24 protein-coding genes and 1 pseudogene are annotated in these 23,102 nt (G+C 37.4%); 8 read left to right on the top strand and 17 right to left on the bottom strand.

The features are described from left to right. Positions 1-158: 158 nt before the first annotated feature. The 4 genes and pseudogenes from PN497_RS09365 to PN497_RS09350 form a co-directional block, all read right to left on the bottom strand. On the bottom strand, positions 159-803 hold the full coding sequence (locus PN497_RS09365) for a Uma2 family endonuclease (protein WP_096572956.1): 645 nt from the start codon (positions 801-803) through the stop codon (positions 159-161). A 263-nt stretch (positions 804-1,066) separates the two neighbouring features. Continuing rightward, positions 1,067-1,273, bottom strand: a pseudogene (locus tag PN497_RS09360) (AAA family ATPase); the annotation flags it as partial. Between the two features lie 57 nt (positions 1,274-1,330). Beyond that, positions 1,331-1,780 (bottom strand): type II toxin-antitoxin system VapC family toxin, encoded by a 450-nt coding sequence (locus tag PN497_RS09355; RefSeq protein ID WP_096572957.1) that lies wholly within the window; start codon positions 1,778-1,780, stop codon positions 1,331-1,333. Then, complete coding sequence (locus PN497_RS09350) at positions 1,780-2,070, bottom strand: DUF2281 domain-containing protein (RefSeq protein ID WP_096572958.1); 291 nt, start codon at positions 2,068-2,070, stop codon at positions 1,780-1,782. The genes PN497_RS09355 and PN497_RS09350 overlap by 1 nt, the downstream gene beginning before the upstream one ends. A 343-nt stretch (positions 2,071-2,413) precedes the next feature. On the opposite strand from PN497_RS09350, the gene PN497_RS09345 reads away from it, so the two are divergent. From PN497_RS09345 to PN497_RS25755, 3 genes are read left to right on the top strand one after another with little or no spacing between them, the layout of a single operon-like run. After that, positions 2,414-2,731, top strand: a complete 318-nt coding sequence (locus tag PN497_RS09345; protein ID WP_096572959.1) for a hypothetical protein — start codon at positions 2,414-2,416, stop codon at positions 2,729-2,731. Further along, complete coding sequence (locus PN497_RS25760) at positions 2,724-2,966, top strand: PIN domain-containing protein (RefSeq protein ID WP_307722498.1); 243 nt, start codon at positions 2,724-2,726, stop codon at positions 2,964-2,966. Before PN497_RS09345 ends, PN497_RS25760 begins: the two co-directional genes overlap by 8 nt. Beyond that, entirely contained in the window at positions 2,932-3,126 is a 195-nt protein-coding gene (locus PN497_RS25755; RefSeq protein WP_307722497.1) for a type II toxin-antitoxin system VapC family toxin, read from the top strand. Before PN497_RS25760 ends, PN497_RS25755 begins: the two co-directional genes overlap by 35 nt. A gap of 200 nt (positions 3,127-3,326) precedes the next feature. Here PN497_RS25755 and PN497_RS09335 read toward each other — a convergent pair whose 3' ends face one another. Beyond that, positions 3,327-3,665 (bottom strand): XisI protein, encoded by a 339-nt coding sequence (locus tag PN497_RS09335; RefSeq protein WP_096572960.1) that lies wholly within the window; start codon positions 3,663-3,665, stop codon positions 3,327-3,329. Beyond that, positions 3,653-4,069: a XisH family protein gene (locus PN497_RS09330; protein ID WP_096572961.1), complete on the bottom strand. Its 417-nt coding sequence runs from the start codon at positions 4,067-4,069 to the stop codon at positions 3,653-3,655. The genes PN497_RS09335 and PN497_RS09330 overlap by 13 nt, the downstream gene beginning before the upstream one ends. Positions 4,070-4,946: 877 nt before the next feature. Here PN497_RS09330 and PN497_RS09325 point away from each other — a divergent pair. Both PN497_RS09325 and PN497_RS09320 read left to right on the top strand, forming a co-directional pair. After that, complete coding sequence (locus tag PN497_RS09325; RefSeq protein WP_096572962.1) at positions 4,947-5,567, top strand: TenA family protein; 621 nt, start codon at positions 4,947-4,949, stop codon at positions 5,565-5,567. A gap of 124 nt (positions 5,568-5,691) precedes the next feature. Beyond that, on the top strand, positions 5,692-6,135 hold the full coding sequence (locus PN497_RS09320) for a DUF2214 family protein (protein ID WP_096572963.1): 444 nt from the start codon (positions 5,692-5,694) through the stop codon (positions 6,133-6,135). A gap of 178 nt (positions 6,136-6,313) precedes the next feature. Here PN497_RS09320 and PN497_RS09315 read toward each other — a convergent pair whose 3' ends face one another. From PN497_RS09315 to PN497_RS09295, 5 genes are all read right to left on the bottom strand, one after another. Next, a complete protein-coding gene (locus PN497_RS09315; RefSeq protein WP_236103961.1) occupies positions 6,314-6,916 on the bottom strand; it encodes a DNA-3-methyladenine glycosylase family protein in 603 nt (200 codons plus the stop codon). 22 nt (positions 6,917-6,938) lie between these two features. Continuing rightward, the gene (locus PN497_RS09310) at positions 6,939-7,799 is read right to left on the bottom strand and encodes an alpha/beta fold hydrolase (RefSeq protein ID WP_096572964.1); all 861 of its coding nucleotides are present in this window, start codon (positions 7,797-7,799) and stop codon (positions 6,939-6,941) included. 237 nt (positions 7,800-8,036) lie between these two features. Continuing rightward, positions 8,037-8,405, bottom strand: coding sequence for a hypothetical protein (locus PN497_RS09305; protein ID WP_096572965.1), 369 nt, complete (start codon positions 8,403-8,405; stop codon positions 8,037-8,039). Between the two features lie 242 nt (positions 8,406-8,647). Beyond that, positions 8,648-8,989 carry a hypothetical protein gene (locus PN497_RS09300; RefSeq protein ID WP_096572966.1) on the bottom strand — a complete coding sequence of 114 codons (342 nt, stop codon included), beginning with the start codon at positions 8,987-8,989 and terminating at the stop codon, positions 8,648-8,650. A 4-nt stretch (positions 8,990-8,993) separates the two neighbouring features. After that, positions 8,994-9,341 (bottom strand): hypothetical protein, encoded by a 348-nt coding sequence (locus PN497_RS09295; protein ID WP_096572967.1) that lies wholly within the window; start codon positions 9,339-9,341, stop codon positions 8,994-8,996. A 291-nt stretch (positions 9,342-9,632) separates the two neighbouring features. On the opposite strand from PN497_RS09295, the gene PN497_RS09290 reads away from it, so the two are divergent. The 3 genes from PN497_RS09290 (at position 9,633) to PN497_RS09280 (ending at position 14,945) form a co-directional block, all read left to right on the top strand. Beyond that, positions 9,633-12,980 carry a DEAD/DEAH box helicase gene (locus tag PN497_RS09290; protein WP_096572968.1) on the top strand — a complete coding sequence of 1,116 codons (3,348 nt, stop codon included), beginning with the start codon at positions 9,633-9,635 and terminating at the stop codon, positions 12,978-12,980. Positions 12,981-13,096: 116 nt separating this feature from the next. Continuing rightward, positions 13,097-13,936, top strand: a complete 840-nt coding sequence (locus PN497_RS09285) for an SWIM zinc finger family protein (RefSeq protein ID WP_096572969.1) — start codon at positions 13,097-13,099, stop codon at positions 13,934-13,936. A gap of 403 nt (positions 13,937-14,339) precedes the next feature. Further along, a complete protein-coding gene (locus PN497_RS09280) occupies positions 14,340-14,945 on the top strand; it encodes a Uma2 family endonuclease (RefSeq protein ID WP_096572970.1) in 606 nt (201 codons plus the stop codon). A gap of 262 nt (positions 14,946-15,207) precedes the next feature. On the opposite strand, the gene PN497_RS09275 is transcribed toward PN497_RS09280, so the two are convergent. From PN497_RS09275 to PN497_RS09250, 6 genes are all read right to left on the bottom strand, one after another. Continuing rightward, positions 15,208-16,329 (bottom strand): AAA family ATPase, encoded by a 1,122-nt coding sequence (locus PN497_RS09275; protein WP_272109978.1) that lies wholly within the window; start codon positions 16,327-16,329, stop codon positions 15,208-15,210. Positions 16,330-16,832: 503 nt separating this feature from the next. Beyond that, positions 16,833-17,618 (bottom strand): RNA ligase family protein, encoded by a 786-nt coding sequence (locus PN497_RS09270; protein WP_096572972.1) that lies wholly within the window; start codon positions 17,616-17,618, stop codon positions 16,833-16,835. 281 nt (positions 17,619-17,899) lie between these two features. Further along, complete coding sequence (locus tag PN497_RS09265; RefSeq protein WP_096572973.1) at positions 17,900-19,126, bottom strand: PQQ-dependent sugar dehydrogenase; 1,227 nt, start codon at positions 19,124-19,126, stop codon at positions 17,900-17,902. 406 nt (positions 19,127-19,532) lie between these two features. Beyond that, positions 19,533-19,961 (bottom strand): hypothetical protein, encoded by a 429-nt coding sequence (locus PN497_RS09260; protein WP_096572974.1) that lies wholly within the window; start codon positions 19,959-19,961, stop codon positions 19,533-19,535. 61 nt (positions 19,962-20,022) lie between these two features. Continuing rightward, positions 20,023-20,403, bottom strand: a complete 381-nt coding sequence (locus PN497_RS09255) for a hypothetical protein (RefSeq protein WP_096573103.1) — start codon at positions 20,401-20,403, stop codon at positions 20,023-20,025. A gap of 85 nt (positions 20,404-20,488) precedes the next feature. Further along, positions 20,489-22,918, bottom strand: coding sequence for an AAA family ATPase (locus PN497_RS09250; RefSeq protein WP_096572975.1), 2,430 nt, complete (start codon positions 22,916-22,918; stop codon positions 20,489-20,491). Positions 22,919-23,102 lie beyond the last annotated feature (184 nt).

The following is a 23,102-nucleotide window of genomic DNA, read 5'->3' as shown; positions in this document are numbered from 1 at the left end:
GACCGACGATTCCTTAATGGTACAAGCCCCCGGATTTATCTGTAGAATCAATCCAAAATCTAAAATCTAAAATTTCCAAGCCCCCTGATTTATTCGTGGGGTCAATCCAAAATCCAAAATCTAAAATCCAAAATTGTCTGACAATTCTTCTTTGCCAATCAGCAACTCATGGCAAAAATCTGTTCAGCTGTTAGGGTAATGTTGGGAAACAATCTCGAATCAATTCGATTATTTCCTTGAAACACCTTTGGGGGTAAATACTCACCATCTTCAAGTTGGTAAATTGTAATAGTTGGTTGTTTGGGAGAGCCAATGAAGCGAATGCCACCAAAAGCGGCATAGTCTACGATGATGTACTCTAAAACGCCTAAATCCTCTCTTCGAGACGCTACGCTAACATATTCAGCAAGTTTTGTTAGGTAGTCATCCTTCCAATTGTTACTAACAACCTCAATAATTCCCGGTGGGGGAATATATGCAGCAGCAGAACTAGAGAGAGTTTTCATCCGCTGCCATTCTTCCCTAGCAAATATGACAATATCAGCTTTTCGGCTTTTTTCTTTTTCTCCTGGTGCTGTTTTTATCCTGCTCTGCTTTGACTGGCGCGACACATACGGCAGGTCATTTTCTTGGCAGTGATTTTCAAGGTAGGCACACAGCCTCTGGATTAAATCTTCGTGATTGGCATTTGGTTCTGATAATGGCACAGGAATCCCATCCAATAACTCAAACTCTCTACCTGAACCATCGTCCCAGGCAAGAAACTCTTCAAAAGTCAGTAGTTGTGTGACGGTTGCGTACATCGCACTCGCTCCATAGCTGACGGGTAATTAACTCAATGCTACCAAGATGTACAGCGGGAGCAACGCAATATTGTTCGGTTAAGGAAAAAAAGGGAGTAAGAACAAGAGACTTCCAATTAAAAAAATATTCCACAACCAAGTCATAGGGGGAATTTTAAGACTTCTGTGTACACCGTAGCCTTCAGCACTGGACTCACAACTACACCTCTAGCCTGATAATATATGCTTCAGGTACTAATTGCTCTACATAATCAGAGTGCGTGTCCGGTTGCTGTACCGAGAGTTGCGGCGATTGCGCGAAGCGCAGTGCCGGAGGCGATCGCTTGTAAAAGACTTGTTTTTCCAGCACCGTTCATACCGATGAGAACAATTATATCTCGCGCTAAACCAGTTTCTGGATCTGTGAAATCAAATAATGGGGAAGACCGGAATTTTTTAAAGTATTTTAGCTGTAGGGATTGAATTTTCATGTTTAGATTCTCCAGAAGAGGAGAAATAATAATTTTAAATTTTTAAAATATGGGGTTTCAAGTTATCAGCCAAGATTCAATAAACAATGTTCTTACTTGTTTAATACGTTGAAAATCGCTATCGGTTGAAACGATGGTAAGATTATGCTGTAGAGCAATCGCTGCAATCCACAAGTCATTTTCACCAAAACCTAAATCAGTTATTTTAGTTTTTCTCCGCTTGCTTTTTTCTTTGGGTGCAAATTGATTAAATAAATCAGCTTTGAGTTGCCCGTAAATATTAGCAGTTTCTTTTTCAATGTTATGGATATAGATACCTCTAATAAAAGTTATGATTAGTGCTAAATTACTTTGTTGTCTTTGAGAACGTACAGCCATATCTATCAATTCTCCCTGCACAATCACACAGGTTGACACTAAACTGTTTTCGACCTCAAGCAGACGATTTAGTATATTGATATTTCCTAAAATGGCAAGACTACAGTGATTTGTATCGAGTAAGTACATTATTCAAAAGGATTATTATCATCAAATTTCGCTTGACCACGACTAGCAATGACTAGCCTTAGACACTCTTCTAAATCATCGCCTTCCCAAGTACCTATAGTTTTTAAATGTTCTAGAAGTGACTTTCCGGTAGAATTAACTGTAGGTGGTGTAGTAGATTCTACTTGATTTGATTTAGGTTGTAATTGGGTTTCTTTGGTTTTTAAGAAACGCAAAAAATTAAGTGTTTCAGCTATTAGTTCATCTGGTGCTGATTCAATTTCTTGAAAAAGTTGTTCTTTGATGGTCATAGTTATACCTATTATCTAATTAATGTGTCTGAACTGCAAATCAATCCACATCTAACCATTGATGCTTCTTCTTTAATTTTACAAGAAATAATTTATCGAAAATTTGGGGTTAAACCCCCGTTGTTCAGAGAGTATCATTACTCCACTCCCATTGTATAAGCATTGTAAAACTTCGGCAAATTTGAGGATTGAAAGAATATCAAGTCCGATTGTCAATAAATTATCAATTGATGATAGAAGTCGGGGACTTGGGTATGATGGCAAGATTGTTAATAAAAGTTTTCATCTTGTTTCTGGGAATATACTGTAAAATAAAAATACAAGTTGGGGAGATTTTATAATTATGCAAATTACAATAAATGTACCAGATAATTTAACAGATAAAATCCAGGATAAATTAGGTGATTTATCCGAAAAAATTATGAATAAATTAGCTTTAGAAGCTTTTTTAGAAGGATTGATTAACTTTAATGAATTTAGACAGGTGTTAGGTTTTCAGGATGATAACGCTTTCAAGGCTTTTTTATCAGCAAATTTCCCCCTACATTCTGGGGGGTTATTAAATTTAGCGGGGAGTTGTGCGGATATAGATTTTACCCTTGATGGACAAGGTATTGCTGATGATAGGGATAATGATTTAGTTGGGTTTTGTGATGAGTAATTCTTCACTTATTTATTTACTAGATACTAATGTTTGTATAGTGTATTTAAAGAATAAGGGTTCTGCTATAAATCGCCGTTTTGACAGCATAGAAGCAGACAAGATTGCTGTTTGTTCTGTGGTGAAAGCTGAGTTATTTTATGGCTCAAATCGTAGCAATAATCCTCAAAAAAGGTTAAATATACACAAATATACAACAGTTGTTTTTATATCAATTTGTATCTTTATATTTTGATGATAATTGTGCGGAAATTTATGGACAGATTCGGGCTGATTTAGCTAAAATTGGTACTCCTATTAGTTCCAATGGTTTACAAATTGCTGCTATTGCTTTGGCGAATAATTTAATACTGGTAACTCATAATGTAAGAGAGTTTAGCAGAGTTGATGGATGATCCCCCAATACTAGAAAATTATGAATGCAAAAATTTAGGCTCTTATTGATTTTTAAAAGCCGGGAAATATGGATATATAAGTAAGTCGGCATGAAAAAACCAAAGCAAGTACAAAAATACCTCAGCTAACACCAAACACCAAACACCTAATACCTAACACCTCTCATCCAGTATTTATGTTCAGGAGCAAGATATTCAGATTAGGCGATCGCAAATTCTGTATATTGTCTCATAAGAGGTGGATGAAACCCTAAAACAATTTCCTCTCGTGTGATTCCTTTATGTAACAAATCTGTCGCCACCCCATTTTCTGTCCAATCTTCCTCAATCCAAATTTTGTTATCCTTTAAACGGATATGAATCATCACACTCTTAATCCTCTCATCTTTGTGCCAACCCATCAATAATAAAAGATACTGTTCGTGTACTTCATCAAAAGCTAAAACACTCTCGGTTTGAGAACCAGATTTTTCATTGATTTGATGATATTCTGTTAAGGTTTCTTGGATAATTTGACGATAATGCTTTAATTTATCCATTGCATTATTACCTCACTTTCAGCATCAACGATTAACAACTTAACTTGATTGCGATTAATAATCATCTGGGTTAACTGGCGTTGAAAATAACTTTTATAAGTTCCATAAGTAATCGCTAAATATAATTCAAAATCTAATTCAGTCTCTAACAAAATATCTCGATAAACTACATACTGTCCCACAGCTTGTTCTAAATCATGAATAAAAGACCGACCTAAAAAACTTTTGACTTCTACCAGAATTTTTTGACCCTGTTTTTCTGCTGCAATTGATTTTTCTGCTGCAATATCCACATATAAGCGATCGCCACCATATTCCAAAGTATAATCTTCTGTTAAAATGTTCCAACCATCCTTGACTAATGCAAATCTTACAGCGTTATGGTAAATATCTTTTGCTGGCATCTATATTTTTGAATTACATACCACATCAATGTTATCCTAAAATTGAAAGCAAACGATCATTGATATATAGCACGATGCCTTCCACGTTCTCTCGCAGGACTGAACTTTCAAAAATGCGTTTTAAACTGTAAGCGCGTTAAATTTCGGGGTATAAATCCTTTTGTCTTGGGCGTAGGTTGGGAATTTTACCCGTTTCTGCATCTTGATGGAATTGTCGCCATTTAGAAAGGCGATGGCGCGGAGCGCAGTGCCAGATACCGTTGGCGAATATAATACATCTTTGTATTTTAAAAGATTACATAAGCTCAAGCCTTCAATCTGTGGTTGCTGCTTTTAGTTGTAACACTTTTGTTTATCCGTTTGTAACACTTTCGCCAACAGTATCAGTGCCAAAGGCAATCGCGCAACAGGTCTTCTGTAATTTCTAAGATTCACCTGATCTCAAAAGGGTTGATATTGCAAAGAGAAATAAAATCCATTATCTTGCAAGGAGTCTCCCTTATCCTTCACTCCAAATAAGCGATGTGATTGCCTACGGCACTGGCGTAGCCAATCGCTGCGCTCTCTTCTGTTCGATACGCCGAAGGCATCGCTCTCCCTATTTTTACCAACCAGGCGATTGCGCTCCAGCGCAGCGCCGGAGGCGAATCGCTCGCAAACCCCCAACCCTTAATCCTTCGTTGCTGATTCTCAATAAAATGAGGTTTTTATCAATAAGGATGAGGTGCATTGTGTAAAGAGTAGGTAGATTCTTAGGTCTTGAAACCTTTGCCACATATAAGTTTTAAGATTGTTAAGAAAGATGGGAGTAACGCATAGCAATGGCAATTAAGGTAGTTTTGCCACCTAAAAACATATCAAAATAATTGAGGTGAAAATGAGTTTATCTAATGAATTGTGGACAGCGAATCATGATTTAGCCCTAGCTTGTTTAGAGCATCCTTTTGTACAAGGCATTGGGGATGGTACATTGCAATCTGAAAAATTTGGCTACTATGTAGGACAAGATGCTTTTTTCTTAGAAGCTTTTGCTCGTGCTTACAGTATTGCCGCAGCTAAAGCACCAGATTGGCAAGGTTTTACCATCTTTCATGATTTAGCTAGTGGTGTTTTGGAAGAATTAAAACTACATGAAAATTATGCTCATCAATGGGGTGTGAATCTCCATGATGTAGAACCAGGAACAGCCACCCGTCGGTATACTGATTTTTTGTTGGCCACTGCTTGGACTGGGGAAGTGGGTTTAACTGCTGCTGCAATGTCTCCCTGTATGCGTTTGTATGCTTTTTTGGGAACAAGTTTAGCGGCTGATGGTATTCCTGAACACCGATATACAAATTGGATTCAAACTTATGGTGGTGCAGAATTTCAACCATTAACACAGCAATTAGACAGTTTAGTTGATAATTATGCTGTTGATTCCTCTAAACTTCATTCAACATACCGCTATGCTATGGTCTGTGAATATGACTTTTTTGAAGCTGCTTGGATGAGATAAATTTCACCCAAGAATTTAACCTATAAATCTTAATATTCTGAATTATTGATTACTTTTATTCGCTGGTTATAGTGCTAGTTTGGGATTGTTGTCTGTTAGTAAAATAACTACAAAATACCCAAAAATGTCTGTAAATATTATAGTTGCGTATTTACATTATCTGAGTTTCATGTTGTGTTTTGGTGCTTTGACATTAGAAGCATTTACTTTAAAAAAAGAGTTGAGTTTGCATGAAGCTTGGAGAATAGTAATTGCTGATGCGGTTTATGGTATATCAGCAGTTGGTATTCTTGTTACAGGTATTTTGCGTGTTCTCTATTTTGGTAAAGGTACAGAATATTATTTAAATAATCCATTTTTTTACGTTAAAGTAACAATATTTTTGCTGGTAGGTTTATTATCTATTTATCCTACGGTTTCCTTTATTAATTGGGTAAAAGATTTACTGCAAAATCAATCGCCTAAACTAGATTCAATAAAATTAGATCGTCTGCTGTTGTTAATTAGAGTTGAACTGGTTGGTTTTATTTTGATTCCGTTGTTAGCAACAATTATGGCAAGATATTAACAATTGAGAATTGAAAATGGACAATTGACAATTACAGCAGTTTCTGAAGATATGAAGTACACCTTTGGCGGGCAAGATGCCCGCACCACAAGAGTTTGATGATTTGTTTTTTTACCTCATAACATCGGTAAGTGCTGTATATATATTTTACTAATTATCAATTGTTAATTGTCAATTATCAATTGTTTAAACTCTGCCACAAATACCAACAAGCAATAGTGCGGTAAGGTTGCCATTGTTGGGCGATTTGTTCTAATGTTTTTTTATTGGGCAAATCATCCAAATTATAAAGATTACGAATAGCAGCACGAATACCTAAGTCATCAACAGGTAAAATATCCCAACGATGTAATCTGAAAATCAGCAACATTTGTACAGTCCAGCGTCCTATTCCTTTGACTACAATTAAGGATTTAATGATTGTTTCATCGTCCATTGTTTGCAGTTCATCTATGTTTGGCAGTTCTGTAAAACGTTGTGCTAAGTCTTTGAGATATGTAATTTTAGGACGGGAAATACCCACAGAACGTAAAATATCATCGGGTGTATTGAGAATATCATTAGCTGTTAATGAATTATGATAAAGTTGTAAAAATCTCTGGTGAATAGCTGCTGCTGCTTTTCCTGAAAGTTGCTGATAAATGATAGCGCGAGATAAACAATAAAATAAATCTCCGGTTTGTTGTACCTGGTTTAGTCTGCATTCTCCTATCTGCAATATGACATCTGCTAAAATAGGGTCTTGTTTAAGTGTTTTGATGGCAACGGAGTAATTTATCATTAATTAGCTATTTCCTCAAATTTTAAATGCTGATAGTGAGAAAATTAATAATTTCATCTAAGAGTAATTGGGGTTCATCAACGCGGATCAAATGACCGCTATTTTCAAATATTTTCAAATGGGCGTTAGGAATAGCTTGGGCAATTTCTTCAGAAAATTCTGGGGGACAGATCCAGTCATGTCTTCCGGCAATTACAAGTGTTGGTGAGGTAATTTTAGGTAATTCGTTGAGAATATTATAGTTTCTTAAAAAGCCACTAAAGGCAATGTTAATGGCATCAACTGAGAGGATAGTTTGGTCTGAGTCTGGGGAATTTGTTTTCCGGTTATTGCTTTGGCAATACATTGGATTCATGATTTTAAAAAATTGCCGTAGCTGTTCTTCGTTTTCAAAATTACCTGCCCAAAGTTTTAGAGAGATCGCTTTTTGTTCTGGGTTTCCTCTTTGTGCTAAAATTTCTTGAGCGCGTTGTAAAAAACGAGAACTTGCTGTTGTGGCAATTACTATTAAATGAGAAACATTTTGTGGATATTTGATAGCATAGGAAAGAGCAACCATACCCCCATAGGAAGAACCAATTAAAATAATTTTTTCTAACCCCAAATATTGACGTAATGCTTCCATGTCGTCAACGTTATTTTCTAGGGTATAGGTTTCTTTTAGTCCACGGGCTGACCTTCCCTGACCCCGATGATCAAAATAGACCATTTGTAAATGATGACTGAGGGGAGAAAAGCAGGGTTTATAACTGGTGTGGTCTACTCCAGGTCCACCATGAATGATGAAAGCAACAGGTTTTTCACGTATTCCCTGTTCTTCAACTGCTAAACCACAACCGTCAATATCAAAATAGATTTCTGTATCTCTGATTTTTGCTTTCATTTTTAATTTACTCTTCAAAATAAACAAGATAATATTTAATCATTGTTTGGCGATCGCTAAATCTGACTAATAGGAAGTTACTGAATACCTCTGATTCCAAGATTAATTACCAAATTCTGTTAGTTGACATTTTTAGGGTAAAGTTAGCGATTCAAAATTAGCGATTCAAAATTAGCGATTCAAAATTAGCGATTCAAAATTAGCGATCGCATCGTTCACCGTAGGCATCACCCTACATCAAACTGACACTGGAACTCGCTTTTCTAAGCGATTTTTAAGTTCTAGATTCAGGTTATCACCACTGCGATGAGCTTCCCAGTTTCCAGAACCAAAGATACCTAAATCCCATGTTCCCTGCATGAAATCATCATTTTCGGATACAGTACCCTGATAATTTACTGGTGTTTGTTTGTGGAGCAAATATTTTTTAGTAAATTGCACCCGTCGGCCAATTACTTCACCACTTAACCGGGCTTCTCCCAGATAACTGTCGTCAAGGATATTACCAGTCAATGTATTACCAGATTGAATAAAAGTTGCTTCAAACCGAGTCGGGTTTCCCTCTTGCCAGTAAGTTCCCAACCACATACCACTCAAGTCTGCCATAAGTTAGGTTTTTAAACTGTTAATAAAATATAGCAATCAAACATGAACGTGCAAGCCCAAGAAACCAAAACGAAATTTAATCCATCAGGAGAAGAACACAACCTAAATCAAATCCCATCTTGCTAAACATTGCCGAAAATAGAAGTTGAAGACTCTTATCAAAATTTGAACATCAAGGGGAATTCTGATTATCTTAAACAAAGGTTACAATATATTCAGGGGATTATTCATGCCGTTATAAATTATTGTTCCAAATAATCTATCACTGTCTCCAGGTCTAACATTGCCTGATTGAATCTATTTAACATTGCTTCTGCTACTTCTGGGGGAGCATCAACTTTTGCTAGTTTTTCTCTTACTACAAAGTCCAGGGCTTCTACCCACAATGCTAAATTGGTGTGCTGGGCTGCTTTTAATAATCCCATATTTGTAAGCACTGCTAAATGAAACCCAAGCTGGTTTTGTCCACCGTATCCCATGTATCCGTTACTCAATTCTAATTTTTGGGGCGTGAATTCTACATATTGGTCAAAGGTAATTCCAGTAGGTTCTAATTTTGGTTGAGGTAATGGTGGTTGAGTCATAATGTTAAGCAGCTAGTAATTTTGACATTTGTAACATTCTATTATTCCAGTTCTCTAATTCCTTAGTAAATTGATTTTTAGTTTCTGTGTAACTCCAGGCTTCTACATTAAATAACCAACGAGTTAGAAATCTTCCTAAATTTGCTAACTCAAAAGCATGATCAAATTCTACATCAGGGGCAATCCACTCTATAAAATACATTGTCTCTTTAATCAGAGTTCTGACTACTTCATTATTATCATGATCTTCTGATAATCTCTGAATCTGTTTTAAGTGATTACTTAAATTATTTAACCTGATAGAAACATCATCCTTAATAAAACTTGCTTGGTTATAGGTTAAGTTAGTCATCCTAGAAACCCCATAATACTGCACAGAATGAAGGAAGAAATTTAATTATCCGTATTTATCTGCGGTCATCTGCGTACATCTGCGGTTAATTATTCTTGACATCTTATTCTATGCAACTTCATATTAATTTGGTATTATACTTAATCACTAAATATCCTAGTTTGGAAACAGCCGTTTTTAATACTCATCTTCTATAAGTATACAAATTGTAATTTTTGGTTGTTATATTCTCACCAAATTCATGTATGCTAAATATTAAAGTTTATCTCCATAAATGATGAGAACAAAGCTATGAAAATCCTTCATGGCACCTGGATACCTAACACAGAAACCGACTTTATTCAGTCAGGTTCATTTTATCTGTGGGTAGAAACGCCTGTACTAAAAAACAAACGCAATTCTAAACAACAGATTCATCCTGGACATCTCTCCAAAGATGAATTATTGCAATTTTTAGTTCAGGAATTAGGAATCAAAGAACCATTACCCATATTAAAAGAACGCATATCTGCTAAATATTTTGCGCTGCCAACCGCCGATAATCAACCTTTACCCTCCCCAGAATTAATCAAGTATCTAGAAATAGAAACACCGGAAGAATACACAGAATTTCAATATTGGCAAGTAGATTGTTATCAAACATTAACTTCTCTTAAAAGTAATACACCAGGTATTAATATTATTAGACTGCTTAACGATATTCATTTTTTAGCAATCAATAACCTGAGCGAAATTCAACTCGGTTCTGATTTATTATTTTGGTATCACTATACCCAATCATTCAAGCAAATCATTCTCAAACACCAATATATCCCGACTCTCAAATATCGCCAATTGGAATCCGCTCAAACCAAAAGTAAAAGTAAAACTAAAAAACCGATTCCAACTGCTTTTGAAATTTATACTGGGTGGGAAATTATTTCTGAACAGTATGAAGCTAATATTCAGAAATATATTGAATATATGCCATTGATTTGTGTAGCTGGTTCAGCCACAAAGAATGAAAATATTGATTTTTTTGATGAAGAAACCCTATTACGCCACTTTTCTGAATCTATCCTCAATAACATAGTTAATCATACACCCTCAACCATTGCTTTTGATAAACAAATTACAGATTCCTTAGTTTACTATTGTTTTTATTCGCAACAGCATAATCCCCGCACAACGAATGTAACCTTAGAAGAATACAAACAATGGCAACTTTGGAAAAGTAAAATTACTCGCTCCCAATCAGAATTACCTTTTTATCTGTGTTTTCAATTAAATTCTCCTCCTGCTGAACAAATAGACAACTGGGAAATGCAGTTTTTGGTGTCTAGTAAACAAGACCCTTCTTTAAAGTTAGCTTTGGCAGATTATTGGCCAATGAAAAAAGGGATTGGGGATTGGGGATTGGGGACTGGGAAAGATGGGGAGAATAACAGATACCCAGCAACGAATGTTCAATCTTCAATTCAGAGTCTGTTTGGTGAAAACTTTGAAACTAATTTGTTGTTAAATTTAGGATACGCAGCGCGGATGTATCCTCAATTATGGCAAGGATTAGAAACAGATACTCCTATAGGAATGCAACTTTCATTAGAATCAGCATTTGCATTTTTACAAGAAAGTGCTTGGGTGTTAGAAGATGCAGGTTTTAAAGTTACTGTTCCTGCTTGGTATACTCCTGCTGGTCGTCGTCGTGCTAAACTGCGACTCAAAGCTTCCGGTAACAGTCGTTCTGCAACTAAGGGAGAAAACAAAAGTTATTTTGGTTTAAATTCTTTGGTGCAATATGAATATGAATTAGCAATTGGTGAGGAAGTTGTTACTAAACAAGAATGGGAACAATTAATTAATGCTAAAGCTCCCTTAGTGCATTTTCGCGGTCAATGGATGGAATTAGACCGTGATAAAATGCAGCAATTGTTAGAATTTTGGCAATCTCAAGGTGAAGAAAAACCAGAGATGTCTGTCTTGGAATTTCTACAACGGAATGCGGAAGCTGGGGAAGATTGGGATATTGAACATGATGAAATTTTGTCAGATATGATGGTGAAACTACAAGATAAAAGTAGATTAGAACCAATTTCTGACCAATTAAATTTGCAAGGTAATCTGCGAGAATATCAAAAGCGTGGTGTGGCTTGGTTAGAATATTTGGAACGGTTGGGTTTAAATGGTTGTTTAGCAGATGATATGGGTTTAGGGAAGTCGGTACAGGTAATTGCTAGACTTGTTCAGGAGAGAGAGTCACTTCCTTTTGAGAGGGAGATAGGAACATCGGAAGATGAGAGAAACAAGAAGGATAAAGAAGATAGAGGAAATGGGAGAGATGGAGAGAATGTCAACCGTTCTCAAACATCTGTGTTACCAACATTATTAATTGCACCGACATCTGTAGTTGGTAACTGGCAAAAGGAAATTGCTAAATTTGCACCGCATCTTCAGAGTATGGTACATCATGGGAGCGATCGCCTACAAACTGTTCCTGAATTCAAAACCGCTTGTCAGCAGTATGATGTAATCATTACCTCTTTTACCCTAGCACGCAAAGATGAAAAACTACTGCAAAGTATAGAGTGGCAAAGAATTGTTTTAGATGAAGCACAAAATATCAAAAATCCTAAAGCTGCACAAACCAAAGCTATTCTCAAACTTGCAGCTAAACACCGACTAGCTTTAACAGGAACTCCTGTTGAAAACCGTTTGTTAGATTTATGGTCAATTTTTAATTTTTTGAATCCTGGTTACTTAGGTAAAGAAGCACAGTTTCGCAAATCTTTTGAAGTCCCTATTCAAAAAGATAACGATAGAGTCAAATCAAGCACTCTCAAAAAATTAGTTGAACCTTTAATTTTACGGCGAGTCAAAACTGATAAATCTATTATTAACGATTTACCAGATAAAGTTGAACAAAAACTCTACACCAATCTGACTAAAGAACAAGCTTCATTGTATGAAGTAGTCGTCAAAGATGTAGAAGAGAAATTACAAACAGCAGAAGGAATTCAACGCAAAGGTTTAATCCTTTCAACTTTGATGAAATTAAAGCAGATTTGTAATCATCCTGCTCAATTTTTACAAGATAACAGCGAATTTTCTACAGAACGTTCTCACAAACTCAGTCGCTTAGTAGAAATGGTAGATGAAGCTGTTTCTGAAGGTGAAAGTTTGCTAATATTTAGTCATTTTACGGAAGTTTGCGAACAAATTGAGAAACACATCAAACATAATTTACATTGTAACACTTACTATCTGCATGGTGGCACAAGTAGCCAACGTCGGGAACAGATGATTACTGAATTTCAAGACCCGGATACAGAAGCATCTGTGTTTATTCTATCACTAAAAGCAGGTGGTGTAGGTATCACTTTAACTAAAGCGAATCACATTTTTCATTTTGATAGATGGTGGAATCCAGCAGTTGAAAATCAAGCCACAGATAGAGCTTTTCGGATTGGGCAGAAAAAGAATGTGTTTGTGCATAAATTTGTGGCGATTGGTACTTTAGAAGAGAAAATAGACCAAATGATAGAAGATAAGAAAAAACTGTCTGCTGCGGTGGTTGGCAATGATGAATCTTGGTTAACGGAGTTAGATAACGAGGCATTTAAACAACTGATTGCTTTAAATAAAAGTGCAATTTTGGAGTAAAATAAGTAGTTGTAAATAAATTGTATATTTAGGAGAGGGAACAGGAAACAGATAAGAAGTACAGAGATTTTTGTTTGTTCTGAAAATGTTAAATTAATTTTATTCAGGTACTTGTTATGGTTAAATTCAGTCGGACATGGTGGGGCGATCGCTTTATTCAAGCATTAGAAAATTTTACTGATGATAGTCGCCTGCAAAGAGGTCGTTCCTATGCCAATAATGGGAAAGTTTTAAATTTTGAAATCGAACAAAATCATATAACTGCCAGAGTCAAAGGTTCAATTAATCCTTACTTTAGCGTGTATAAAGAACCGACTTACAATATTTCTATTGAAATTAAAGCGATCGCTAAAAGTAGTTGGAATGAAGCTATTGATCAGCTATCATCTAAAGCGAGTATTGTTTCTAGGTTGTTACTAAATGAAGTTCCAGAGAATATAGAAGATACTTTTCAGGAACTGGGATTACACTTATTACCTCATAGTAGTAAGGATTTTAAAACTAAATGTTCCTGTCCAGATTATGCTAACCCCTGTAAACACATTGCTGGAGTTTATTATTTAGTTGCTTCCCAATTAGATAATAACCCATTTCTATTATTTGAACTACGTGGTTTATCAAAACAGGAACTTCAGACTAAACTAGCTAATTCTAACTTAGGTAAAGCACTAGCACAGGAATTGAACACCCAAGAAATTTGCTTAGAATCTTCTACTTCGTTTTATACCAAGCTAGAAAAACAATATGTTAGTGAAAAGCCAAGTGTACGGGAATTTTGGTTAGGGAAAAAGCGTTTACCTCAAACTATAGAAGTACCAACTTCTAGTGGTGTTTCCGCAATTCTTGTTAAGAAACAAGGAGATTTTCCGGCTTTTTGGCATAAAGATAATTCGTTTATTGACACAATGGAGGAATTTTATCAACGGGTAAAAACGAAAAACCAAAGTTTAATTTAGGGCTTCTTCGGTACTTGTTATGCTAAATCTAGTTTAAAAAACCTATGTATATTTAGTTTTGGAAAAACCTGGCAGTATGAGAAGGGAGCATCCCAAATGTGTAAATTTATTTTTATCTAAGGTCAAAATGATTTAAGACCTTGATATGATTGAACCGCAAAGGGCGCAAAGGACACAAAGGTAAGAGACTTACAAAGGTTTTTTAGTGTTGCTGCGGTTATTTTTTCAAAATTGGGATGCTCCCGTATGAGAAAGCTATTTTCACCTTTTGTTAAAATAAAATATAGCCGTAGACAGAGTAGTTAGGACATCAATTAATCATGAAACTATTACTACAAAAGAGTTTTACTACTGACTCCTGACTCCTGACTTCTGCTATAACTTCCTGCTACCGTATAAATTTATGACTTATAGTCCTCCCAAACTCCTTACTTTCGAGCAATTTTTAGTTGAGTATGGAGACAACCCCCGTTACGAACTTATTGACGGAGAATTACGTGACATGGAACCCACAGGACCCCATGAAGAAGTTGCTGGAAACATTGCTGGTAGAATCTGTACAGAAATTCTTCTTGGTAATTTCAACTGGTTGATTCCCAAAACTTGTTTAATTAAACCACCTGCTGCTCAAGCAACAGCACTCCGTCCAGATGTTATTGTTTTAGATAAAGCAACACTCAGCCAAGAACCACTGTGGCAAAAAGAACCTATTATCTGTAATGGTAATACTATTAAGTTAGTTGCTGAAGTAGTGAGTAGTAATTGGCAAGATGATTATGCTAGAAAAGTAGAAGAATATGCTTTTCTGGAAATACGAGAATATTGGATTGTTGATTTTCGTGGTTTAGGTGGACTGCAATTTATTGGTAGTCCTAAACAACCTACTTTCACAGTCTGTCAATTAGTGAATGGCGTATATCAACAGCAAAAATATCGTTTAGGAGATATAATTGTTTCTGGACTATTTCCCAATTTGCAACTTAAACTTGATGATGTTATGCCATGTTAGAAACCCAGGTGTTGCATAAATGCGAAGGGAAAGATGAATCAGCCAATTTAGGGACTTCCAAATAAAAAAATATCCATTCGTTGAGTCAGCAGGGGAAGCAGGGGGTGCAGGGGAGGCAGGGGAAGAAAAATTCTATACTCATCTTCGCTCTCAAAATTGGATAATTTAATTTCTAGAAGTCCCTTATCCGGGGGGTCGGAGATTTTATAAAAATGTTAATCTCACGCAGGAGAAAGGTTTTGGTCGTTGTAATTTAGCTGGTTCAATGCACTATCCAATCTACAGTTTGTGCTTCAGTAATATCCGGTACTTCTAACCGATTCCTCAATTTATAAAGTACCTTTTCTGGTAATTTAGCAGTGCGATCGCGGTTTCTTTGCAGCAACTCCTCCCAAGAAGTTTCTAAATAAACAATGCGAATTTTCCCTTGATAATTAACAAACTGACGTATCAATGAACTCCGCAATTGACGACTAATATTAGTAGCATTCCAAACAAAAGATTGTCCGGTTCGCAGATAATCTTTAGCTAAAGCCTTCGCCGCATTGATCACCGCACCTTGGTCTTCTTCAGGTGAAATCTTCAGAGTTTTTCTGAGTTCATCTAAAGAAATTACAGTCCAGTCAGAGAGATTTTCTTGAATCCAAGTATCTTTCCCTGCACCCGGTAATCCCGACATCATCACCACTTGCAAGCGGGTATCATCATAAGCTACATAGTCTGGGTGGCCATTTTCCTTTTGAAAATAAATAAACCGACTATGGTCTGAGGGGAAAATACGCGACTGGTGAAAACATTGATTTTCTTGGCAAAATTCCCGAAAAAAAGCGATTCGTTCCAATAATTGGGCTTGGTCATCACAATATCGCCCCCGGACATCAGCTTCAGCTAATAAACTCAACAGATCACAACGGATGATTTGACTGGTTTTAATTACTGCTTTTTCCGGGTTGGGTTTGTCCCAAAACCACAGAGGTAAACTACCGTATTTTACCAAAGCCACCACCGCCTCCCGTTCCCGAAATGGAACTTGCAAATCCCAAAGAATTTGCTGCGCCATCTTTGCACCTTGGAGGACATGACCTTTAGAGGAGATAGCACCATCGCTTTCTATTTGGGTGGCAGCAGGTTTAGCCACATCATGCAGCAAAGCCGCCGCAAATAACACTGAGCGTTCTTTAGCTGGTAATGTCCGCCATTCTGGTAATGCTACCAATGCTTCACAGACTAATTTTGTATGAATGAGTACATTACCTTCCCCATGATAACGGGGATCTTGGGGACATTCAGCCAGCAATTTCAACCAATCAAATTCTGTTTCTAATGCTTGCCAATTTATTGTCCTATTGTTTGCATCTGGACAATAGGGAAAAGTCCAATTCATATCTTTATCCTCCATTTATCTAATAGTGGCTAATATCAATTCGCCACAATTTTGTTGCAGGAGTGAGCGTATACTACCCCCGTTAGATGTTCATATCTTGCACCTCTGGGTACAAACCCAAATGATTTAAAAACGCCATAAGACCACCTTATTTTTATTGGTTTTAAAGAGTAAATTAGGGTGTTTGGGATTATACGGTGCAATGAAATTGCATCAATTTTTATTAGTGCAAGATATCAGTCAATCAATTTTGGATTTTGGATTGACGTTAGCGAAGCATACGCAGCGCAGCGAGTATTTTGGATTATCCTTTCCTTTAAAGAAGAGGATTGAAGGCGAAAAAATTTGTATTTTTCTCCATAAATGGAGAGGACTGAAACCTTATTTTTAGATTTTAGACTTTGATTTCAATCTAAAATCCAAAATCTAAAATCTAAAATTTTTTTGGTCAAATTAACCTCCTGCCTTCTGCCTTCTGCCTTCTACCTTGGTTAAGACATGAACTAACTAAATAAATCCACATTTGGACGCAGCAGATTAGGGATAATAGGACGGTTAAGCCAATGACTTTCAGATTGTAAAATAGTAGTCAAAAAGCTAGAACGCACATATTTATAACGTGCTGTCACCGTATCCCCTGGTTCAACTTTGATGTACAAACCTTCCATCAAACCACTTTGATCAGTTTGTTTGAGGGCAAGTTCTACATTTAATCCTTGTTGTTGACAAGCTTGGGCAAAATTTTCTAAATATGCCGGGGTTTGATAATGAGATTTAGCCAATAACCCCAACATTTGCTGGTAAGATTGCAGTTTGCCTGTAAACAACACAGGAACAGAAACCAGTGGTAATCCTGCTAATAGCTGTTGACGGCGTTTAGTGCTAAGAAATACTTGGGTTTCTAAGTCCAGAAGGTCGTATTCTAAAAAGTAGTGGGGTAAAGCATCATAAAAAACTGTGTGCTTGGCATATAGCCATTCCCCAAAGAGAATAAAACGACTACCCAAAACTTCCCAAAATTCTCTGCTGTGGGTATGCGCCCATTGTTTAAACAGGTTAAAATGCTTTTCTCTGCCTCCACCTGTTAAATAATGTCCCCGGCTTTGCAGTTTGAGTTGTCCATCAGCCGTAAAACTGATAGCTGCATTTGCACCATCAACTTTTTCTTCAATGACTAGATGCTGTTCTTGAATAGTTGCAAAAGGAACATTATCTAGGTCTTCATCCCCAGGTTGCGATCGCGAACCCTGAATATGAGGGGTACGCGGATATTTATAAATTTGTGACATGACTTTTATACCTTGGTGACTACAATCAAAATCATTGCGTAGGGAATCTTCACGAATAGGTATGTTTAAAGGTTGCTACCATTCGCGATAAATGAGAATTTGATTGAGCCAAGGGATTACATAATCGTTACCTGAATTTGTGTAGTGTTTACATTATTATCTAGGACTTCACAAGCTGAAGCTAGGTTTCCAGAATTTTACACACAAACTGGGAAGATATGGGAAGCTTTGGGGTATAAACAAAACCTACGCAAAATCCTATTCCTTGCGATCGCATGAACTTAACGAGTAATACGGAGAATTTTATCCCTCTGTGGAGGACAATTTCCCCTGCCATCACAATTACTGGTAGTGACATATAATTCACCATCTGTCCCCATAATTGCTTCTCGCAGCCGTCCATATTGGCCTTGCAAATACACCTCATGACGTTCAATTTTTTGGGGAGATTGGGGGTTGAAAACAACGCGCTGCAAGTGTTGAGAACGAAGAGTGGCAATTATTAAGCTCCCTTTCCATTCAGGAAGAGAATTGCCTGTATAAATTACTGCACCACCAGGAGGCAAAGCTTCACGCCAAACAATTGACGGAGTAACCATTCCTTTCTGTGATTCACAACGGTAGATGGTAGGCCAGCCCAAGTTGTCTCCTGCTTTTGCTAAACTGAGTTCATCGTGACCCCTTCTTCCCAAATCCCCACTAGGTCCGTGATCTGTCACCCATAGTGTTGATTTATCCAGCCAATCAAACCCTTGAGTGTTGCGAATCCCAGTGATATAGACAGGACTCCCGGCAAACGGATTATCTGGTGGCACTTGTCCGTCAGGTGTCACACGCAAAATTTTACCAGCAAGGCTATTAACATCCTGGGAAATTTGCGGTTCTCTGGCATCACCTGTGCCAATGTAAAGCATTCCATCTGGTCCAAAGCGAATACGACCACCGTTATGAAATTGCGCTACGGGAATATTATCAACAATTACTTGATCCGGGGAAGCAGTAAGTCCGTTCTGAGACAGTCGCCATCGTTCCACACGATTAACTTGTGATCCATTTTTATCAGCTGTGTAATAAATGTAAAAAAATCGGTTTTCGGCAAAGTTGGGATGGGTGGCAATACCGAGCAAACCATCTTCACCGCTTTCTGTAACATTAATAGTAGCTACTGGTTGGGGAATCAGTTGACCATTGCGTACAAGGCGAACTCGTCCCGGTCGTTCGGTAACTAACATATCTTGATTGGGGAGAAAAGCTATTCCCCAGGGAACTTCTAGACCTGTTACTACTTCTTCTACCCGTAGTTTTACCTGTCCTTGTGAACCAAAGCCATTTTCTACTAAGGTACAGGCTTGATTGTTAGTAGCTGTTTGTTGGCTGACTTGTTGGGCTGTTTGTGTTTGTTGATTGTTAGGGTTTGCAGACTCAGTTGTTGCTAAGTTGCAAGCAGAAATTCCTACTACAACCATGCCAAAAAAGAATTTTGCTGCTAGAGTTTTCATCTGTTTCATGATTTATTTTGTCTACAAAATTGTTACCTGTATGGTCTTGGGAATGGCTAAATCAGCTGATGTGCGGCTACATTGGATAATCCAAAAACATCTAGTTATTGCAGTCGCTGCATCTTGCTACTTGGTTTTATCTGAATTAAATACACTACAGTTTAATAAATTTATTTAGTTCTTTCAACAATAGACAATTACCTCTGGCTCATTCGTGAGAGGATTGTGTAATAGGAAATTTTCTCTTTTTTTCTCTTTGAAAGAGGAGACTTTAAACTTGAATGAAAAAATTGTCAATTACAGCAATTTTGGAGTAAATGAGGTACAACAATTTTAGAAGGTAGTTTTAAAACTTGAAGTTCAATCTACTGTACCTTATAAACCTTGAATTTGCTGTATCAATTAACATAGTCAATCAATCCCAAGAGCGGGTTAATGGATCAATGGGTATACTTTGATCAATCTCAATCACGGTGATTTTAGCATTCTCCACCACCGTATTTCCCATAATTGTATTGTGCATTGCCTCAAACTTCGATTCTTCTTCAGCAATGCGTTCGTAGTGCAGAATGACATGATAATGCTTGGAAATTGTTTCTCCAGAGTCTGAACGCTCTACTGTTTCCCAATCTATATTTTGTCTTTCTTCCGCTATTCGGCGATACTCATCAGCTAGTTGTTCTAAGGCAATGGCGATGGCGTGTTCTTTTGTTTGACCATAACATTGCCAATTCTGTCTGGTATCATCCAAAGACGATGACATCTGGCAAATGTACTGTCCATTTTCTTGAGGTTGTACTGTGATTGTAATACTTCCAGTAATGTCGTTGTTTACTTCCGTCATAATATTAAATGTACTTGAAAGGCGAGGTTTTAAATCCTGAATGAAACGAAACAATTGTCAATTAATCAAAAATTTCTGGTCTTTCAATAATGAACCATTCATGATACAAAATTGCTAGAAGGAAGTTTTCATTTTTCAGGCGGTCACACACTGCCATAAAGCCAGAAAAGAAGGGATCATCTTCATAGGTGGTATCCGATAAAAATAGTGTGAGTGATTTTTTATCTTCAGCCCAAATGGAACGGATTATGGAAATATTGGGGTGATGAGATTTATCTACAGGTAATAATACTGGATCTCCATCAATTTCCATAAATTCCGGTTCTTCATATTGCAAAACCGATGACCAATCTTCTGGACCTTCGTGTTTTTCAATAATTCTATCCCACCTAACCAGTCTGATTTTTTCTAATGTTTCTGGTGATAAATCTGATAATTTCATATCTTTTACCAAATCAAAAACTGAAAGTGATTGCTGTTCTACCAAATTCTAAATTAATGTTACAAATTCTCCTTCAGCTTACTTATCATAACTTTTGCCAAGCCTGTACAAATGCAATACTACTTTCCCAATTGACTGTTTGGTTGAGCAAACGCTGGGTGAATATATCCTTTATAGCTTTTAATTCCTGTGGTGTCAGAGTCAAAGCTAAACGATCTAAATAACTTGGTCGGTTTGCATTGGAAGTGAACAATCTATTGAGAAAAGCTGATGTAATGTGCATTAAAGTTGAACTCTGCTCCAGCACCACTTCCACTTTCAAACCTGCTACTTCAAAAGACGTTCGCAAATCCTCAGCGTTCCAATTCAGCATTGGGTCGGAAGAATTAGTATAAATTGCTTCCTCTGCCGCTACTAAGCGAGCGTATAACTTAGCACCTAGCTTTTGCTCGTCTAGCAAACGATAAAGTCTTTGTGTATGCCTTGGTACAGTCTCTGCCAGTACAATTTTTCCTGTCTGGGGTAGGATTTGAGCTAAAATTTGAGCAGCAGTGTTTTTATCAGGCTCGTTTACTAACGCATTTCGACCAATTATATAATCAAAATTTACACCTAACGCTTGAGAAGCTAATACAGCAGGTAACTCTGTTATCTTTGCAGTAACTACTATTGGTCGTCTGATTTCTTCCAACGTCGCAGCTTGTTCACGTAAAGCTTGGGCATCGCTTTCACTGCGAACACAAGCATAAACTCCACCTTCTGGGACATGGCGGACTGCTTCCCAGGTCAGTAAACCAGTACCTGCATTGATGTCTAAAACGACATGATGACGCTGTAATTGAGCGATGGTGAAAATGCGCTCTCTGACATTTGCTAACTGTGTGCCTATTTGTGTGCGTTGCAACCATCGTTCTGAAGCTGCATCTATATTGCTGTAGGTGAGGATTTCTATTGGCTCAATACCTAAGCCGGACACCATAGCTGCAAGTTGAGCTTCACGGCGACGTGCTACCTGTACGTTAATTTCTCCCTCAAAACCTTGGGTTGATGGTTGGTAAAATACCTGTCCTTGCAAACTGGCTGGCAGATATTGTTGCGCTACCCAATGGTCACGATAAGCGTGAGGATAAAGATAGCCCGCTCCATGCCCAAAACCTTTTTGATCTCGATTGGCATCTTTAAGGTGGGTGGGAACTTCTGCTTCTCGTTCCTGCTCAACTGCTGCTAAAGCGTCGAAGAAGCCCATGATACTGTTGGACTTAGGCGCAGTTGCTAAATAAAGGGCTGCTTGAGCTAAATGATAACGTCCTTCTGGCATTCCTACACGGTCAAATGCTTCTGCACAAGAATTGACGACAACTACAGCCTGGGGGTCAGCTAGTCCCACATCTTCACTGGCTAAAATCAACATCCGCCGGAAGATAAAACGTGGGTCTTCGCCGGCGTAAACCATTTTTGCTAACCAGTATAATGCTGCATCTGGGTCAGAACCACGTAAGCTTTTAATGAAGGCACTGATAGTATCGAAATGAACATCACCTTCTTTGTCGTATAAAACGGCTCGTTGTTGAATGGATTCTTCTGCAACTGCTAATGTGATATGAATAACACCTGTGGTATTGGCTGATGTTGACTGTTGAGTTTTCGGGGTGAATGGTGACTCTTCAACAGTTAATGGTGTTGTTGATTGTTGAGTTTTAGCGGTGAATGGTAAATCTTCAACGGTTAATGGTGTTGTTGAATGTTGAGTTTTCGGGGTGAATGGTAAATCTTCAACAGTTAATGGTGTTATTGACTGTTGAGTTTTAGCGGTGAATGGTGAATCTTCAATGGTTAATGGTGTTGTTTCTACTGCTAATTCCAAAGCGTTTAATAATGAACGAGCATCGCCGTTAGCAACATTAATCAGATGAGCCAAAGCATCAGGGTCTATTTTGATTGCTAAGTTTCCATAACCACGCTGTTTATCATTTAATGTTTGTTCAACTACACGATATAAGTCTTGCTCGTTGAGTGGTTTTAGTTGAAAAATACGTGAACGACTAACGAGTGCTTTATTAACTTCAAAGTAAGGATTTTCTGTTGTTGCTCCGATTAAGATGACTGTACCATTTTCTACCCAAGGTAGTAGGGCATCTTGTTGGGATTTATTAAAACGATGAACTTCATCTACAAACAGAATTGTTTTTTGGTTGTGGTATTTGCGCTGTTCTTGGGCTGTTTCAATGGCTGCACGAATTTCTTTTACTCCAGAAAGTACGGCGTTAATGGCAATAAAATCAGCGCGGGTGGTGTTAGCAATTACACGGGCAAGTGTTGTTTTACCAGTTCCTGGTGGACCGTAAAAAATTAATGATGATAGTTGGTCTAAACTAATAGCACGTCGCAGGAGTCGTCCTGGCCCGATGATATGGTCTTGACCAATAAATTCGTCTAGAGTTCGGGGACGCATTCGTGCTGCTAGTGGTGCTTCTGTTTCTGTTATTTGAATCAAATGTTGGTCAAATAAATCCATAAATTATGTGAAAATTTGGTCAAATAGGATCGCTATATCAAGAACCTAACTATGTTCCGATACGTGATAATCCTATAGTTTTATCTGTAGGTAATACAGGATGGCAGAGCAAAATTAATTGCACATAGTTATTGAAAACAAAAATCTCTGTATTCCTTACTTCCTGATCCTTCATGTTCCCTCT

It is taken from the genome of Sphaerospermopsis kisseleviana CS-549 (assembly GCF_028329225.1).
Taxonomy (GTDB): domain Bacteria; phylum Cyanobacteriota; class Cyanobacteriia; order Cyanobacteriales; family Nostocaceae; genus Sphaerospermopsis; species Sphaerospermopsis kisseleviana.
The sequence above is the reverse complement of the archived record's forward strand: the minus strand, read 5'-3'. Positions and strand labels throughout refer to the sequence as shown.